General features: G+C 68.3%; 9 protein-coding genes. 4 read left to right on the forward strand and 5 right to left on the reverse strand.

The window, feature by feature from the left end:
• Positions 1-488: 488 nt before the first annotated feature.
• The 5 genes from ABD768_RS24395 to ABD768_RS24415 form a co-directional block, all read right to left on the reverse strand.
• Positions 489-755, reverse strand: coding sequence for a hypothetical protein (locus ABD768_RS24395; protein WP_344844359.1), 267 nt, complete (start codon positions 753-755; stop codon positions 489-491).
• Positions 756-1,947: 1,192 nt separating this feature from the next.
• Complete coding sequence (locus tag ABD768_RS24400; protein ID WP_343967673.1) at positions 1,948-2,391, reverse strand: Fur family transcriptional regulator; 444 nt, start codon at positions 2,389-2,391, stop codon at positions 1,948-1,950.
• Positions 2,391-5,165, reverse strand: a complete 2,775-nt coding sequence (gene topA / locus ABD768_RS24405; protein ID WP_425552072.1) for a type I DNA topoisomerase — start codon at positions 5,163-5,165, stop codon at positions 2,391-2,393. The genes ABD768_RS24400 and topA overlap by 1 nt, the downstream gene beginning before the upstream one ends.
• A 158-nt stretch (positions 5,166-5,323) precedes the next feature.
• Positions 5,324-6,457, reverse strand: coding sequence for an alpha/beta hydrolase family protein (locus tag ABD768_RS24410; protein WP_344844360.1), 1,134 nt, complete (start codon positions 6,455-6,457; stop codon positions 5,324-5,326).
• Positions 6,458-6,544: 87 nt separating this feature from the next.
• A complete protein-coding gene (locus tag ABD768_RS24415) occupies positions 6,545-7,879 on the reverse strand; it encodes an alpha/beta hydrolase family protein (RefSeq protein ID WP_344844361.1) in 1,335 nt (444 codons plus the stop codon).
• Positions 7,880-8,114: 235 nt separating this feature from the next.
• Here ABD768_RS24415 and ABD768_RS24420 point away from each other — a divergent pair, with 235 nt between their 5' ends.
• From ABD768_RS24420 to ABD768_RS24435, 4 genes are all read left to right on the forward strand, one after another.
• Positions 8,115-11,801, forward strand: a complete 3,687-nt coding sequence (locus ABD768_RS24420) for an NPCBM/NEW2 domain-containing protein (RefSeq protein WP_344844364.1) — start codon at positions 8,115-8,117, stop codon at positions 11,799-11,801.
• Positions 11,802-12,188: 387 nt separating this feature from the next.
• Positions 12,189-13,409 (forward strand): cytochrome P450, encoded by a 1,221-nt coding sequence (locus ABD768_RS24425; protein ID WP_344844366.1) that lies wholly within the window; start codon positions 12,189-12,191, stop codon positions 13,407-13,409.
• A gap of 79 nt (positions 13,410-13,488) precedes the next feature.
• The gene (locus ABD768_RS24430) at positions 13,489-15,066 is read left to right on the forward strand and encodes a GGDEF domain-containing protein (protein ID WP_343967663.1); all 1,578 of its coding nucleotides are present in this window, start codon (positions 13,489-13,491) and stop codon (positions 15,064-15,066) included.
• A gap of 28 nt (positions 15,067-15,094) precedes the next feature.
• Positions 15,095-16,663, forward strand: coding sequence for a GGDEF domain-containing protein (locus ABD768_RS24435; protein ID WP_343967661.1), 1,569 nt, complete (start codon positions 15,095-15,097; stop codon positions 16,661-16,663).
• Position 16,664 lies beyond the last annotated feature (1 nt).

Consider the following 16,664-nt stretch of genomic DNA (forward strand, 5'->3'; position numbering starts at 1 on the left):
CCCGCGGCCCCCCAAACCCTTGCGCCCAAAGCGCAATCCGCCGCGCCTCCCCCACCGAGACCGACTCCCCAACATTCACCATCCCCCGAACCTAACCACCCCCGGGGACAATGCCGGCAGCTCTAGCCGAGAACCAACCGCTCATCCCCGAAGTCCGCCACAATCTCGACCTTCCCGCCGATCGCCTCGACATACCGGCGATCGCGCTCAACTCAGACCACCCCAACCCACCCACCACCGCCGACTCACGCGCCTGCTCCTACAGAACCTCAGCCAACCGATAAACACGCACCTCCCCCCTGAACGCAGCCACTCGGACGCGAGGCGGCGCAGGCCGCGCGAACCAGGTGGGATCTGCCGACAACTGCCGAATCGGCGGACCGCCACGCATACCTAACCAACACGAACCGCCTCGACACACCGGGGTAATCGCTTACCCGCGGAGTTATGCGTGCACCGGCATACCAACCCTTGCCCTAGGCAATCAATCAAACCATCATCGCGGCGGTGAGCGGCGGTGAGCGGCGCCGCGCGAGCAGATCGGCCCTCAGCCAACGGCGGACTACCCGCCACCATCCCGACGCGAGCTGACGCCAAGCGTCACGAGCCGACCGCCCCATGCAACCGATCTGCCGACCCTCCGCACGCCGGCACGCCGGTACGCCGGTACGCCGGTACGCCGGTACGCCGGTACGCCGGTACGCCGGTACGCCGGTACGCCGGTACGCCGGTACGCCGGTACGCCGGTACGCCAAGAGGAGGCTAGGCGTCGCGAGGCTAGCCGCAGCCAGCTGGCATCTATGGGAAATCGGCTCGGCGAATCCGCCGTGACGCTTGCTGACTTGAGACTACGGACACGAGGCGACGCCGGGCGGCGCGAACCAGGTGCGATCTGCAGGCAACTGCCGAATCGGCGAACCGCCATGCATACCTAACCAACACGAACCACCCCGACACACCGAGGTAATCGCTTACCTGCGGAGTTATGCGTGCACCAGCGCACCAACCATTGCCCTCGGCAATCAATCGAACCATCATCGCGGCGGTGAGCGGCGCCGCGCGAGTAGATCGACCCTCAGCCAACGGCGGACTACCCCGCCACCATCCCGGCCCGAGGTGACGCCAAGCGTCACGAGCCGGTGGCCAACTCACCGCCAAGTGCCGACCGGCAAGCGCCAGCCGGTACGCCGGTACGCCAAGTGACCCAGCTAGGTCACGAGCCGGCCGAGCTCTGCCGATAGCCACACCAAGCAACTCCCAACCAGCCCCCAACCAACGACAGCCTGCCCCGCCCTTGTCCCGGCGCGACATGACGCCAAGCGTCACGAGCCGGTGGCCAACTCACCGCCAAGTGCCGACCGGCAAGCGCCAGCCGGTACGCCGGTACGCCAAATGACCCAGCTGGGTCACGAGCCGGCCGAGCTCTGCCGGTAGCCACACCAAGCAACTCCCAACCGGCCCCCAACCAACGACAGCCTGCCCCGCCCTTGTCCCGGCGCGAGATGACGCCAAGCGTCACGCCGACGAGCCAGCTCACCGCCAGATACCCGTGGGCGGCCGTCAAGCGCCAGTCGGTACGTCGGTACGTCGGTACGTCGAAGTGCCCCGTTGAGTCGCGGGGCGAGCCGCAGCTTGGCTCGTGGCCGCGGCAAGTCGATCCGTTGTCGGTCGAACGTCGAACTGTCCGGCGCCTCGATGCAACGCGCCACTCAACGGCGGCTGCCTCGCCATCCCATCTGCGGGCGCGAGGTGACGCGAAGCGTCACGAGCCGGGGGTGAAGCTGCTGCCGCGCGGGAGTCCCAGGTCCGAGGTGACGCGAAGCGTCACGAGCCGGGGTGAAGCTGCTGCCGCGCGGGAATCGCAGGTGCGAGGTGACGCCATGCGTCACGAGCCGACTAGTTGGCGGCGGTGCTGCGCCGTTCCGTCGAGAGGGCGAGGTGACGGGGTCAGCTGCTGCAGTCTTTGCAGAGGCCGACTAGGGCGACCTGTTCGGGAGCCAGGTGGAAGCCCAGTTCTCGGAGGAGTTTTCGGCGGACTGGGTCGAGGATGTCGCCGGCTACGTCCAGGACTGTGCCGCATTCGCTGCAGCGGAGGTGTAGGTGGCGGGGTGCCAGATCCCCGGCCAGGTGGTACGTGGTGCCGGCTCGGCCAAGGTGTACGTGGGTCACCAGGCCGAACTCGCCAAGGGCGTCCAGAGCGCGATAGACCGTGGCTCGGTGGATGCCGGGACGCAGTTGTTCGGCACGTTCGCCGATCTGTTCGGCGCTCAGGTGTTCGTCGGTGCCCGCCAGTACCTCGACGACCGCGAGCCTGGCCGGGGTCACGCGTTCGCCTCGTTCTCGGAGGCGTTGCGCGGTGACCTCGGCCGGACCCTTCGCGGTACTGGGCATCAGGCCTTCTTGGCAGCCGTCTTCTTGGCAGCAGTGGTCTTCTTCGCAGCCGTGGTCTTCTTGGTGGCCGTCTTCTTGGCCGCCGTCTTCTTGGCAGCGGTCTTCTTGGCGGCAGTCTTCTTGGCCGGCGCCTTCTTGGCCGTCTTCTTCACCGGTCCACGCGCCCGCTTGTCCGCCAGCAGTTCCGCCGCCCGCAGCAGCGAGATCGTGTCGACCGAGTCGTCCTTGCGCAGGGTCGCGTTGGTCTCGCCGTCGGTCACGTACGGACCGAAGCGACCCTCCTTGACCACCACCGGCTGACCGGACGCCGGGTCCTCGCCCAGCTCCTTCAGCGGCGGCGCGGCAGCACGCCGGCCACGCTGCTTCGGCTCGGCGTAGATCTTCAGCGCTTCCTCGAGGGTGATGTCGAACATCTGGTCCTCGGTCTGCAGCGACCGCGAGTCCGTGCCCTTCTTCAGGTACGGCCCGTAGCGCCCGTTCTGCGCCGTGATCTCGTCCCCGGACTCCGGGTCCTTGCCGACCACCCGAGGCAGCGACAGCAGCTTCAGCGCATCGGCCAGCGTCACCGTGTCCAGCGCCATCGTCGACAGCAGCGACCCGGTCCGCGGCTTCGCACTCTTCGGCGCGTCCTCCGGCAGTACCTCGGTCACGTACGGCCCGAACCGGCCTGCCTTGGCCACAACCTTCAGCCCGGTATCCGGCGTAGTACCGAGCTCCAGCTCGACACCCGAAGGCTGCGACAACAACTCGCGAGCCTTCTCGACCGTCAGCTCATCCGGCGGCAGGTCCTCAGGCACATTCGCCCGAGTCTCGTCCGGCCCCTCGACATACGGCCCATAACGACCGACCCGTACGACGATCCCGCTGTCCGCATCGCCGACCGGGAAGGTCGACATCTCTCTGGCATCGATGTCGCCCAGATCGCTGACCATGGACTGCAGGCCTTCGATCCCGTCGTCACCGAAGTAGAACCGCCCGAGCACGCCCTCGCGCTGCAGGTTCCCGGCGGCGACGTCGTCCAGCACGTCCTCCATCGAGGCCGTGAACGCATAGTCGACCAGCCGGGTGAAGTGCTGCTCGAGCAGCCGCACCACCGCAAAGGCCAGCCAGGCCGGCACCAGCGCCGTGCCCTTCTTGTACACGTAACCCCGCGCCTGGATCGTCCCCAGGATCGACGCGTACGTCGACGGCCGACCGATCTCGCGGTCTTCCAGCTGCGCGATCAGCGTCGCTTCCGTGAACCGTGCCGGCGGCTTCGTCTCGTGCCCCGAGGCGACAACCTCGGTGGCCGGCAGCACATCGCCCTCGGACACGTCCGGGATCTGCGTCTCACGGTCGTCGGTCTCGGCGGACGGGTCGTCCGCGCCCTCGACGTACGCCTTCAGGAACCCGTGGAACGTGATCACCCGGCCGGACGAGGTGAACTCACAGTTCTCACCCGACGACGCCCGGGCATCTATCTTGATCGATACGCTGTTGCCGGCCGCGTCCTTCATCTGCGACGCGATCGTCCGCATCCAGATCAGTTCGTACAGCCGGTACTCCGCGCCGCTCAGCCCCGTCTGGGCCGGCGTCTGGAAGTGCTCGCCGGCCGGCCGGATCGCCTCGTGCGCCTCCTGCGCGTTCTTCACCTTGGAGGTGTAGACGCGCGGCTTGTCCGGCAGGTACGACGCGCCGTACAGCTCGCGGACCTGGGCCCGGGCCGCCGTGATCGCGGTGTCCGACAGCGTCACGCTGTCGGTACGCATATAGGTGATGTTGCCGTTCTCGTACAGCCGCTGCGCGATCTGCATCGTCTGCGAGGCGGACATGTTGAGCTTGCGCCCGGCCTCCTGCTGCAGCGTGGTGGTCCGGAACGGCGCGTACGGCTTGCGGGTGTACGGCTTGGACTCGATCGAGCGGACCGTGAAGGTCGACTCCCGCAGCGCCGCGGCCAGCGCGGTGGCGGTCGCCTCGTCCAGGTGGACCGTGTTGCCGCTCTTCAGCTCACCCGTCGACGCGAAGTCGCGGCCCTGCGCCACCCGCCGGCTGTCCACCGAGACGAGCCGGGACGGGAAGATCCGCGGGGTCTTGCCCTCGCCCGCGTCGAGCTTGGCGTCCAGGTCCCAGTACGACGCGCTGCGGAACGCGATCCGCTCCCGCTCGCGGTCGACCACCATCCGGATCGCCACCGACTGCACGCGGCCCGCCGACAGCTTCGGCATGACCTTCTTCCAGAGCACCGGCGAGACCTCGTAGCCGTACAGCCGGTCCAGGATCCGCCGGGCTTCCTGGGCGTCGACGAGCGCGTCGTTGATGTCGCGGGCGCTGCCGACCGCGTCCTGGATCGCCTTCGGGGTGATCTCGTGGAAGACCATCCGCTTGACCGGGATCTTCGGCTTCAGCTCGTCCAGCAGGTGCCACGCGATGGCCTCGCCCTCGCGGTCCTCATCTGTGGCCAGGTAGAGCTCGTCGGCGTCCTTGAGCAGGTCCTTCAGCTTGCGGATCTGCGCCTTCTTGTCGGCCGGTACGACGTACAGCGGGTCGAAGTGGTCCTCGATGTTGACCCCGAGGCGCGCCCAGGGCAGGCCCTTGTACTTCGCCGGGATCTCGTCGGCACCCTTGGGCAGGTCGCGGATGTGGCCGAAGCTCGACTCCACCACGTATCCGGCGCCCAGGAAGCCGGCGATCATCCGCGCCTTCTTCGGCGACTCGACGATCACCAGGCGGCGCTGACCACCGGCAGCCGTCGACGACTTGCCGGACGATGTCTTCGTGCCTGTTGCCCCTGCCACTGCGCTCCTTGCCTGTCAACGCTCCACTGTGCCCAAACGCCTGCGGTCGGACAGCTTGTTCCCCCGAACACAAAACCGACCCGTCCCACGGACAGAGTACGGCCGACAGCAACGCATTTCTCAACGCACGGTAACCGCTCGGGGCGCCATCGGCCTCATCAGGGTTTCAGAAACCGGCCGAAAAACTCGCCCAGCGCATGTCGCGTGAAGGCGACGGACACCTCGGGAGAGACCGTACCGAGGCCCTCCGACAGCCCCGCCGGGTCGATACCTGACGCGCGCGCGAGGCCGGGCAGGGTGAACTGATAGTCACCGAACGACCCGTGCCCGCCGTTCGGCAGCAGCAGCTCGTCCTTCCACCCGCGCTGAACCGTCCAGAAGCTGGACCAGGTCGGGTCCGTACTGCGGGAATGCGCCCCGCCGCCGACCAGAAGGAACGGCCGGTCGAGCCCGCGCCGGCTCACCTCGCTCGGCTCCTCCCCGTCCCGCATGCCGCCGTCCAGGTTCACTCCGGCGGCGATCCGCCGATCGAGCAGCATCGCCGAGGCGGCCGTCGAGCCGCCCATCGAGTACCCGTACATCCCTATCCGGCTCAGGTCCATCGCGTGGCTCAGCCGACGCGGCAGCCCGGGCAGCGAGTCGAGGACGAATCTCACATCCGCCACCCGCGTGTCCGTGGCCTTCTTCACAGCTCCCGGCGCGGTCCACGGCAGCAGCGCGCCCACCACCCGGCCGCCCGGGAACTCGACCGGCGCCTCCCCCGTGTGGTCGATGGTCACCACTACGTAGCCCCGGCTGGCCAGCTCCTCAGCCTGGTTCGTACCGATCACCCGGGAGACGGCGGACGGGGGTGAGTAGAGCAGTACCGGGTGCCGGCGGCAGGGCTTGGCGTGGCGCCGGGCGTGCGTAGTACTGCCGCCCAGGTCGACGGTCTCGCCGGGCAGCCGCAGAAGAGAGGCCATGTCGGCGCCAAGCGCCGGGGCGACGGCCGGCCCGGCGTACGGGGCGAACTGCCGGTGAATACCTCGCGTCGGGTACCAGACGCTGACCATCAGCTCCCGCCGCTTCCCCGGCTGCCACGGGTCCGCGCGCCGGGAGTCCGTCAGGTGCACCTCGGTCATCCCGATCCCGTACGGCCCGGTCGGCTCCGGCAGTACCACCCTGTACGGCGTACTGGCGGCCGCAACCGGGGCTGCCGTGGCCACCGGAGGGCTGACGCGGGTGGCGACGGGTACTGCGAGCGCTACGAAGGCGGTCGCAAGGGCGGCTGCGATGATTCGGCGCTGGATCATCCCTCCAGCCAATCCCAGCAGCCGCCCCGGCGAATCGTCCTAAGGCGTGATCTCCAGGTCATCCCTAGGTATCACCCGCCTGCCCGATCAGGACACGAACTGGACCTCCGGGAAGGCCTGGGACTGCTTCTGCAGCAAGGGCTGCTGCTGGCCGCGCAGGAACTGGTCGAAGAAGGCCGTCAGGTACGTCCGCTGGGACAGCAGCATCCGGTGCCGGTCGAGGATGCCGCCGACGTTCGCCTGGACCTGGACGGCGCCGTCGTCATCCCCGGTGAGCCCGTAGAAGATGTCGTAGAAGAAGAACTGGTAGTCCGAGAAGCCGAGGTGATTCGTCCCCGGCAGCTGCAGGTTGACCTTCCACCCCTTCTGCGTCTGCCAGAAGGTCGCCCACGACAGGTCGAAGGTATCCGTGTTGCTGGGATCCACCCGCTGGCTCCCGTCCGACCCGAAGAGCATGAACGGCCGGTCCAGACCGTGCAGAGCGGCCGGCCCGACCGGGCCCTTCTGCATGTCGTAGGCCAGCGTCCCGTCGAGATCCACCCCAGCCTTGATCCGCGGGTCGGCCAGCATCGCGTTCGCCGTCGTGTGCCCGCCCGCCGAGAAGCCGAACATCCCCACCCGGTTGATGTCGATCGCCTGCCGCAGACCACGCGGCAACTGACGTCGCTCGGCGTCCGGGTTGAGCCCGAAGGCCAGCAACGAGATCTTGTCGAGCACGAACCGCGCGTCAGCCACCCGGGCGTCGACCGCAGCCTTGGTCTCGTCCGCAGTCGGCAGCAGGACGTCCGTACCCGGTACGAACCGCCCGCCCGGGAACTCGACCGGACCCTCGTGCGTGTGGTCCATCGTCACCACGATGTACCCGCGGCTGACCAGCTCCTCCACCTGCGCGGTCCCGTAGAACCGGCTGAGCGGATAGCCCGGTGAATACAGCACGACCGGATGCCGGCCGAACTGCGCCGGTACGCCGACCAGGGCGTGCGTGTCGCTGCCCGCGAAGTCGAAGACCGGGTCCTTGAGGCCGAAGGCGGCCATGGCCAGGCTGTGGCTCAGCACGTCCGCGGTCTTCGGCGGCATGTACTTGGCCGGCGGTCCCTCTGCGCGAGGCCGCGCCGGGTACCAGACGCTGACCATCAGCTCGCGCTTGCCGCCCGGTGCGCTCGCGTCGTCGCGGGCCTGGTCGATCAGGTGCAGCTCGACCGTGCCGATCTTGTCCGGCCCGGTCGGAGCGGGCACGTGGATCTTCGTCGGCGGGTACGTCGTCGTGGTGCCGGCCGCCGCGAGGGCGCCGCTGACCGACGGTCCGCTGTCACGCTCGCCGATCGGGTACGCCTGAGCCAGCGCGGGGACCGACAGGAAGACGCTCGCCGCCAGGCCGGCACCAAGGACCCGGCGGCGGCTGAAGCTTCGATAGTTCGTCATGCGAATCATCAAAGCCCTCGGGACCCTCGGCGCGAGCCCACCACCCGATGGAGTCCCCATCTCAACTTCATGACAACAGCGGCGGCCGAACTAGTGACAACCGGTGCGCCGGTGGGTTATCAATAGCGCAATCCTGTTCATAGATGCGTGAAGTGAGGCACTCGTGAGCATCTTTGTCCGCGTTAAACGTTCAGCAGTCATCGCCGGGACATCCCTGGCCTTAGTAGCGGGTGCCATGGCCAACGCGGTCGGCCCCGCCAGCGCAGAACCGGCCGCAGCCGCAGCGGGTACGTCGCTGGGCGCAGTGACCGGCTTCGCCGCCGACGGCGCGCAGTACACGCTGACTGCCGGTACTGCGAAGGTGCGGGTCGTCTTCGTCAAGGACGACGTCTTCCGGATCTGGCTGGCCCCGGACGGTACGTTCACCGACCCGGCGAACACCCCACCGACCGACCCGACGGCCCCGGCGTCGAACATCGTCACCAAGACCGACTACGCCAAGCCCGCGACGGGCTGGACCGACCAGGGCAGCTACTACTCGCTGACCACCGGCAAGATCGAAGTACGGGCGAACAAGTCGCCGCTGCGCTTCTCGCTCTACCGGGCGGGCGGCCAGCAGGTCTGGTCCGAGACGGCACCCCTGTCCTGGACCGACAGCTCCACCACCCAGTCGCTGAGCCGTGGCGCCAACGAGCAGTTCTTCGGCGGCGGCATGCAGAACGGCCGCTTCTCCCACCGCGACCAGACCATCACGGTCGCCAGGGACTTCAACTGGGAGGACGGCGGCAACCCCAACGCCTCTCCGTACTACATGAGCACTGCCGGATACGGCGTACTGCGGAACACCTTCGCCCCTGGTAGCTACAGCTTCACCGACCCCGTCGTCACCAAGCACGACGAGAAGCGGTTCGACGCGTACTACTTCGTCGGCGATCTCAAGACCTCGCTCAACCGCTACACCGAGCTCACCGGCCGGCCGTTCATGCCGCCGATCTACGGGCTCGAGTACGGCGACTCCGACTGCTACAACCGCGGCCACTACGCGACCGATCCGGACCCCAGCAACGACTGGAAGGTCAACCCGGAGAAGACGACCACGCTGGACGCCGTCAAGGTCGCGCAGAAGTTCCACGACAACGACATGCCCGGCGGCTGGATGCTCGTGAACGACGACTACGGCTGCGGCTACTCGGCCAACACCGACTCCGAGCAGGTCGACGGCACCTGGTGGGGCAAGCGGGACATCCCCGCGCTCAAGCAGACCGGCGACGAACTGCGCAAGCGGAACATCCAGATGGGCCTGTGGACCCAGTCCTCGCTCGACCGCCAGCCTGCCGAGGTAGGCGACGCAGGAGTCCGCGTACGCAAGCTGGACGTCGCATGGGTCGGCCCTGGCTACCGGTACGCGCTGAGCGCCTGCGACACCGCGCACGACGGCATTGAGCAGTACAGCAACGCCCGTGGCTACGCCTGGATGGTTGAGGGCTGGGCAGGTGCGCAGCGGTGTGCAGTGCAGTGGACCGGCGACCACAGCGGCTCGCTGGACGCCATCAAGTGGCAGATCCCGGCTATCACCGGCTCCGGCAACTCCGGAATCGCCTACAGCGCAGGGGATGTCGACGGCATCTTCGGCGGCTCCCCGGTCAGCTACACGCGAGACCTGCAGTGGAAGACCTTCAACCCGGCCTTCATGACGATGTCGGGCTGGGCGACCCCGGCATTCAAGCAGCCGTGGACGTACGGCGAGCCCTACACCTCGATCAACCGCAAGTACCTGAAGCTGCGCGAGCGTCTGCTCCCCTACTTCTACTCGTACGCCGCTGAGGCCCACGCGACCGGTGCTCCGCTGGACCGTTCGCTGGTGCTCGAGTACCCGGATGACCCGAACACCTGGGGTGACGCCGCGAAGTACGAGTTCCTGGCCGGTAAGGAGTTCCTGGTCGCACCGTCCTGGAGCGCCGACGACGTCAAGAGCGGCATCTACCTGCCCAAGGGCAACTGGGTCGACTACTGGACCGGCAAGGTCTACACGGGCCCGACCACGGTCAACGGCTACCACGCACCGCTCGACACCTTGCCGCTGTTCGTCAAGGCAGGCGCCGTAGTACCGATGTGGAAGAGCGGCATCAACAGCGCCGCCGAGCAGGGCTTCGGCGACCGGCTCACGGTCGACGTCTACCCCGAGGGCAAGTCGTCGTTCAGCCTCTACGAGGACGACCGCGTCACCCGCGACTACAAGCAGGACAAGTCGGCCTCGCAGCTCCTGGAGGTCACCGCCCCCGTCGCGGCCCGCGGCGACGTCACCGTCAAGATCGGCGCCAGCAAGGGCTCGTACGCCGGTAAGCCGAGCACACGTCCGTACGAACTGACCGTCCACACCGGCACCGCCCCGCGCGATGTCTCCGTGGACAACGTCCAACTCACCAAACAGGCCAGCAAGGACGCGTACCTCGCAGCCGACACCGGCTGGTACTACGAGAACGGCGTCGTCCTCGTGAAGACCGCGTCCATCTCTACAGCTGCCACCGCAACTGTCCGTCTGGCCGGCACCACCTCCGTCGGCGGCGGCAAGGCCGTCCTGGAGTCCACCGGTACGCCGGAACTCTCCTCGCCGGCCCTGTGGAACGCACCCGGCCAGGCCACCGAACTGACAGCCGGCTTCACCAACCCGACCGCCTCGACGATGCGTGACGTCAAGCTCGCGCTGGACCTGCCGGCCGGCTGGACCGCAACAGGCACGAGCACCTTCGCCAAGGTCGACCCGGGCAAGACCGTCACCACCAAGCTCGCGGTGACGCCCGCGGCCTCGGTCAAGCCGGCGAGCTTCACCCTGCGGCTAGACGCGACGTACCAGGTACACGAGGACACCTACAGCAACAGCGCGGTGGCGACCGCACAGTTGCCCTATGCATCGTTGTCGCAGGCCGCGACCGTGGTCGGCGTCAGCGACGCGAAGAGCTTTGGCCAAGGCAACTTCGACGGCTCGGGCAACAGCTTCAACGGTGAAGCGCTGGCCGCGGCCGGCTACTCCCCGGGCGCCAAGGTCACCGTGCAGGGCGCCGACTTCACCTGGCCGACCGGAGCACCCGGTACGCCGAACCTGGTGAAGAACCAGTCCGCGCCGATCCTCGTCTCCGGCACCGGATCGTCGCTGGCCCTGCTCGGCGCGGGCGCGAGCCTCAACGCCAAGGGCGACGTGACGATCATCTACTCCGACGGCAGCGAGTCGAAGTCCGCGCTGCAACTGCCGAACTGGTGCTGCCAGGACCCGACGACCGGTGGCGCGAAACTCGCCGTCTCGGTGAAGGGCCGGTATACACAATCCGGTCTGGCCAACACCACCACGGACTACCGGGTCTTCTACACCGCCGTACCGGTCACCCCGGGCAAGACGGTGAAGGCGATCAAGCTGCCCGGCGGCGGACTCGGCTTCTTCGCGGCGACCCTGGCGGACAAGCCGTTGCCTCCGGCTCCGACCGGGCAGCCCTGGGTGAGCGATCTGGAGTTCGTCGACTCGAGCAACGGCTGGGGTCCGGTCGAGCGGGACAAGAGCAACGGCGAGGACGCGGCCGGTGACGGCGCCACCCTGACGCTCGACGGAACGCAGTACGCGAAGGGACTGGGTACGCACGCGCCGTCGTCGGTGACGGTTCGGCTGGGCGGCAACTGCACCGGGTTCACCGCGAAGGTCGGGGTCGACGACGAGATGGAGGACCGGGGCAAGGTCAGCTTCAAGGTGCTCGTCGACGGTGTGGCGAAGTACACATCGGACCTGCTCACCGGAACCTCGCCCACGGTGCCCGTCAGCGTCGACACGACCGGTGGCCAATTACTCACGCTGCAGGTGACCGATGCGGGTGACGGCGTCACCAGCGACCATGCAGACTGGGCGGAGGCGCGGTTGACCTGCAAGAACGCCTGAGCCTGCAGCCGGCCGGAGTCCGCGCAACCGACTTTCGGCTGGACTTTCCCTGAGCTACCCCGGAACCCACCTGTCACTCGTCCCAGGGGACGGTACAGGTGGGTTCCGGTGGTATCTCGGCCCTCGTCCATGACAAGGTCTGAGCTGGCATCACGTAGCAGCGCCATGGCCCCCTCCCATGGTGGTGCCAACGCCACTGCACAAGTAGTGCCAACACCATCAGATTCGGTCCTCGATACGGCTAACTTCGAAGTAGACGAAAGCCGTCGGGGGCAGTGGTTTCAGAGAGGGCGCGTGGGAGTCATGGTTGCGACATACCTGAAGAGATGGGTCGGCAGCCGAGTCTTGAGCCGGACCACTCGCAAGGGTGGTCTGAACTTGTCCAAGATGCGGGTCTTTCCCCGCCAGGTCTCGATGCCGCTGCGGCGGGTCGGCCTCGATCCGGTGCCCGAGATGGCCGCGATCCGCGAGATCGAGCCGATGCACAAGCTCGCCAACCTGTTCGGGCTGAACGTCTGGATGGTCTCCGGCCACGCCGAGGCCAAGGTCGTGCTGGCCGACTCGATCAACTTCAGCAACGACATCCGGCCGATGATCGGCTCGGACCCGAACAAGCCGTCCGAGGGCATCGGCGGCCTGGGCTTCACCGACCCGCCGGACCACACCCGGCTGCGCAAGCTGCTCACGCCCGAGTTCACCAAGCGCCGGCTGGCCCGGCTGGAGCCGATGATCGAGAAGATCGTCAACGACCAGCTCGACCTGATGGAGGCCAAGGGCCCGGTCGTCGACATCGTCACCGACTTCGCCTTCAACGTGCCGTTCCTGCTGATCGCCGACCTGCTCGGCGTCGAGGAGCAGGACCGCGATCGGTTCCGCGCGCTCGGCCCGGCCCGGTTCGACCTGTCCGGCGGCGGCATCGGCGTGTTCGGCTCGGCCAGCGAGTCGCGCGAGTTCCTCTTCGAGATCGTCGGCAAGCAGCGCGCGAACCCCGGCGACGGCCTGATCGGCTCGATCATCCGCGAGCACGGCGACGGGATCGACGACATCGAGCTCGGTGGGCTCGCTGACGGCGTCTTCCTCGGCGGCTACGAGACCTCGGCCAGCATGCTCGCGCTCGGCACCCTGGTACTGCTCCGCGATCCGGAGATCTTCGCCCAGCTGCGGACCGAGCCGGAGTCGGTCGACGCGATCGTCGAGGAGCTGTTGCGTTACCTGACAGTCGTCCAGGTCGCCTTCCCGCGGTTCGCCAAGCACGACCAGGAACTGTTCGGCCAGCAGGTCAAGAAGGGCGACCTGGTCGCCGTCTCGCTGTCCGGCGCCGACCGGGACAAGGCCGTTTTCGGCCTCGACGCCGAGGATTTCTGGCCTCGGCGGGCCCCCGCCGCCCACCTTGCCTTCGGCCACGGCATGCACCGCTGCGTCGGCGCCGAGCTGGCCCGGATGGAGCTCCGCGCTGCCTTCCTCGCACTGGCCAACCGCTTCCCGGACCTGTCCCTGGCGGTCTCCGAGGACCAGCTCCGGTTCCGCGACTTCTCCATCGTCTACGGAGTCGAATCGCTGCCGGTCCAGCTGCACGCAGCGGCCAGTACACAGCAGGCGGCCGGCTGAACCGGACTGACCGGAACTTGCCAGCTCGTGACAGCGGCCCGCTGCGCCGCCACAATGGGCGGTCTCACCTGGACGGTGGGTGACGACGAGGGAAGGGCGGGCGATGAAGGCGGGGCGGTTGTCCGCACAGATCGCGGGAGCGATGACGCTTGCCCAGTCCGGCGGGCACGTCGTCGCCGCTGCCCAGATCGACGCCATCCGCGCCGAGCTCGCCGGCGTACCGAGTTATGAGCTGGCCGCGGCGGAGTATGTGCGCGGAGTGACCGCGCACCACGCCAGCGATGCCGACGAGTCCCTGGCGGCGGTGGAGGAGTGCCTCGCCGTCGCGCGGGCGATCGACGAGCCGGGCTGGGAGGCCAACGCGCTCGCGATCCGGATCATCACGCTGGCCCGGAGCGGTCGCGGCGGCGACACGATCAACGACCTGGTCGCCGCCGAACACGCATTGGGCCGGACATCGGACCCTGGCCTTCGCGGCTGGGGGCACACCGGGCTCGGTTACGCGTACGACGTACTGCGGCTGTTCGAGCTCTGTATCCCGCACTACGAGATCGCCGTGGGGATCGAGGACGACGCGCTGCCACTGCCCGAGTCGCCGGCCATCGACCGGCTCAACCTGGCCGAGACGCAACTGCGCTGGGCGCACGAACTCGAGCGGCTCGGCGATCCGTCGTACCGGGCCGAGATCGAGGTGCGGCTCGCGTCGGCCGCGCACTGGGCCCGCGAGGCGGAGACGGTGATCGTCGACGACGAGAGCCAGGAGTTCTGGCGGCTGAGCGCGCGGCTCTGGCTGGCCGCGGCCGCCACCTCGACCGATCCGGCCACCGCGGTCAAGGACCTGACGGAGTGCCGCGACGAGATCAGCAAGCTCGGTGAGACCGAGCGGCTGTCGATCGCAGGCTCCTATCTGGCAAGGGCTTTCGCCCAGCAGGGCGATTTCGAGCAGGCGCGGATCGCGGCCGATCGCGCGATCGAGGATCTGATTCCGCTGTCCGATCCGTCGACCGAGCTGCTCGTGCTGCAGACCCGGTCCGAGCTCGCGGTCCGGCTCGGCGAACCCGGCGCGGCGGCTTCGCTCGACTACGCCCAGTCGGTGGCTCGCGCTTGGTGGAAAGAACGCCAGCGGGGGCTGAACGCAGTACGGCAGGCTCTGGTCGCGCACGACCTCTCGGCCCGCCACGATGCCGAGTGGCACGCCGCGCGGCAGGACGCGTTGACGGGGATCGGCAACCGGCGCGCGATGGACGAGCGGCTGACCGCGGCGCGCGACTCGCAGCGCGCGGTGACCCTGCTGGCCATCGACGTCGACGACCTCAAGATCGTGAACGACACCTTCGGGCATGCCTGCGGGGACGAATTACTGCAACTTGTGGCAGATCTGCTGGTAGAACAGGCACGTGCCACCGATGCCGTGATTCGATCGGGAGGGGACGAGTTCTTCGTGGTACTGGACCAGCCGGACGCCAAAGGCGGCGCGCAGCTGGCCGAGCGGATCCGCGCCGCGGTGGCCCTCGTGGCCGCCACGACGCCGAAGCCGTGGCTCAGCAAGCTGGGTCTGAGCATCGGGTACGCCGCGACCGCGGAAGGCGTGCCCGTCGAGCTGCTGATCCCGATGGCGGACAGCCGGCTGTACGAGGACAAGCGCCGTTCCAGGTAGCCAGAGCGGAATACAAGGGGGAAGCCGGGTGCGGGAGACGTCGGGGGTGACCGCGCGGATCGCGGCTGCGATGACGCGCGCCCAGTCGGGCAACCCGGCCGGAGCGGCGACCGAGATCCGCCTGCTGCTCACCGAGCTCGGTCCCGAGCCGAGTAGCGAGCGCGCGGCCGCGGAGTACGTCCGGGCCGTCGCTGCCCACTACACCGCCGACGCCGAGACCGCGCTGGACGCCGTCGACGGCTGCATCCGGGTGTCCCGCGCGATCGAAGAGCCCGGCTGGGAGGCCAACGCGCTGGCGGTACGGATCGTCACGTTGATCCGCACCGGGCAGGGCGGTGACTCGGTGGCCGACCTGGTCGCGGCCGAGAACGCCCTCGCGAGGACGAAGGATCCGGGGCTGGCGAGCTGGGCGCATACGGGACTGGGTTATGCCTATGACCTGCTGCGGTTGTTCGAGTTGTGCATCCCGCATTTCGAGTTCGCCGCCGCTGCCGGGGTGGATCCGCTCGGGCTGCCCGAGTCGCCGGCGATCAACCGGATGAACCTGGCCGAGTCGAACATGCGGTGGGCGCACGAGATGGAGCGGCTGGGCGATCCGGAGTACGACGCCGAGATCGTCCGCCGGCGCCAGGCGGCCAAGCACTGGGCGGCGGAGGCGAACGAGATGATCGTCCGCGCCAACCTGATCGGCTACTGGCCGATCGCCGGGCGGATGTGGCTCGCGGCCAGCGATTTCGAGGCGGATCCGGCGGAGGCCGCGGTCATCCTCAAGGACTGTCGCGACCAGTTGGTGAAGCTGGGTTCGCCCGAAATGGCCGCGATCGCCGGTGCGTATCTGGCGCAGGCCTACGCGGCGACGGGCCGGTTCGACGAGGCGACGGAGGCGGCCGAGCGGGCTGCGACGGATCTGCCGCCAACCTCTGACCCGCCAGTCGAGGCGCTGGTGCGGCATACCGCAGTACGGATCGTCGCCGACTCCGGAGACGACGGCGCGTCGTCCGGCCTGCAGTATGCGCGAGCGATCACGCGCGGCTGGTGGGCCGAACGTCTACGCGGCCTGTACGCCGTACGCAGCGCGCTCGAGACGCATGAGCTCTCCAAGCGGCACGACGCCGAGTGGCGGGCTGCGCGCGAGGATCCACTGACCGGCGTCGGCAACCGCCGGGCGCTGGACGAGCGGATGGGCGCCGCACTCGAATCCGGCCGCTCGATCGCCGTCCTCGCGATCGACGTCGACAACCTCAAGGTCATCAACGACAGCCACGGCCACGCCTGCGGCGACGAGGTCCTCCGCCGAGTAGCCCAGCTCCTCACCGAACAATGCCGAGCCGACGACGTAGTCGCCCGAGCCGGCGGCGACGAGTTCGTCATTGTCCTCGACAACCCCGACGACCGAGGCGCCGGCGAACTGGTAGAACGCATCAAGGCCGCCGCAGACCTGGTAGCCCGAGGCGCCGCCCACCCCTGGTTCGCCATGCTCCGCCTATCCATCGGCCAGGCAAGCAGCACAGACGGCACCTCGATCACCGAACTCCTGACCATCGCCGACCGCCGAATGTACGAAGAAAAACGGCACCGCCGAACCTCCCTGAGCTGAA

Source organism: Kribbella ginsengisoli (assembly GCF_039537185.1).
Classification (GTDB): Bacteria; Actinomycetota; Actinomycetes; order Propionibacteriales; family Kribbellaceae; genus Kribbella; species Kribbella koreensis.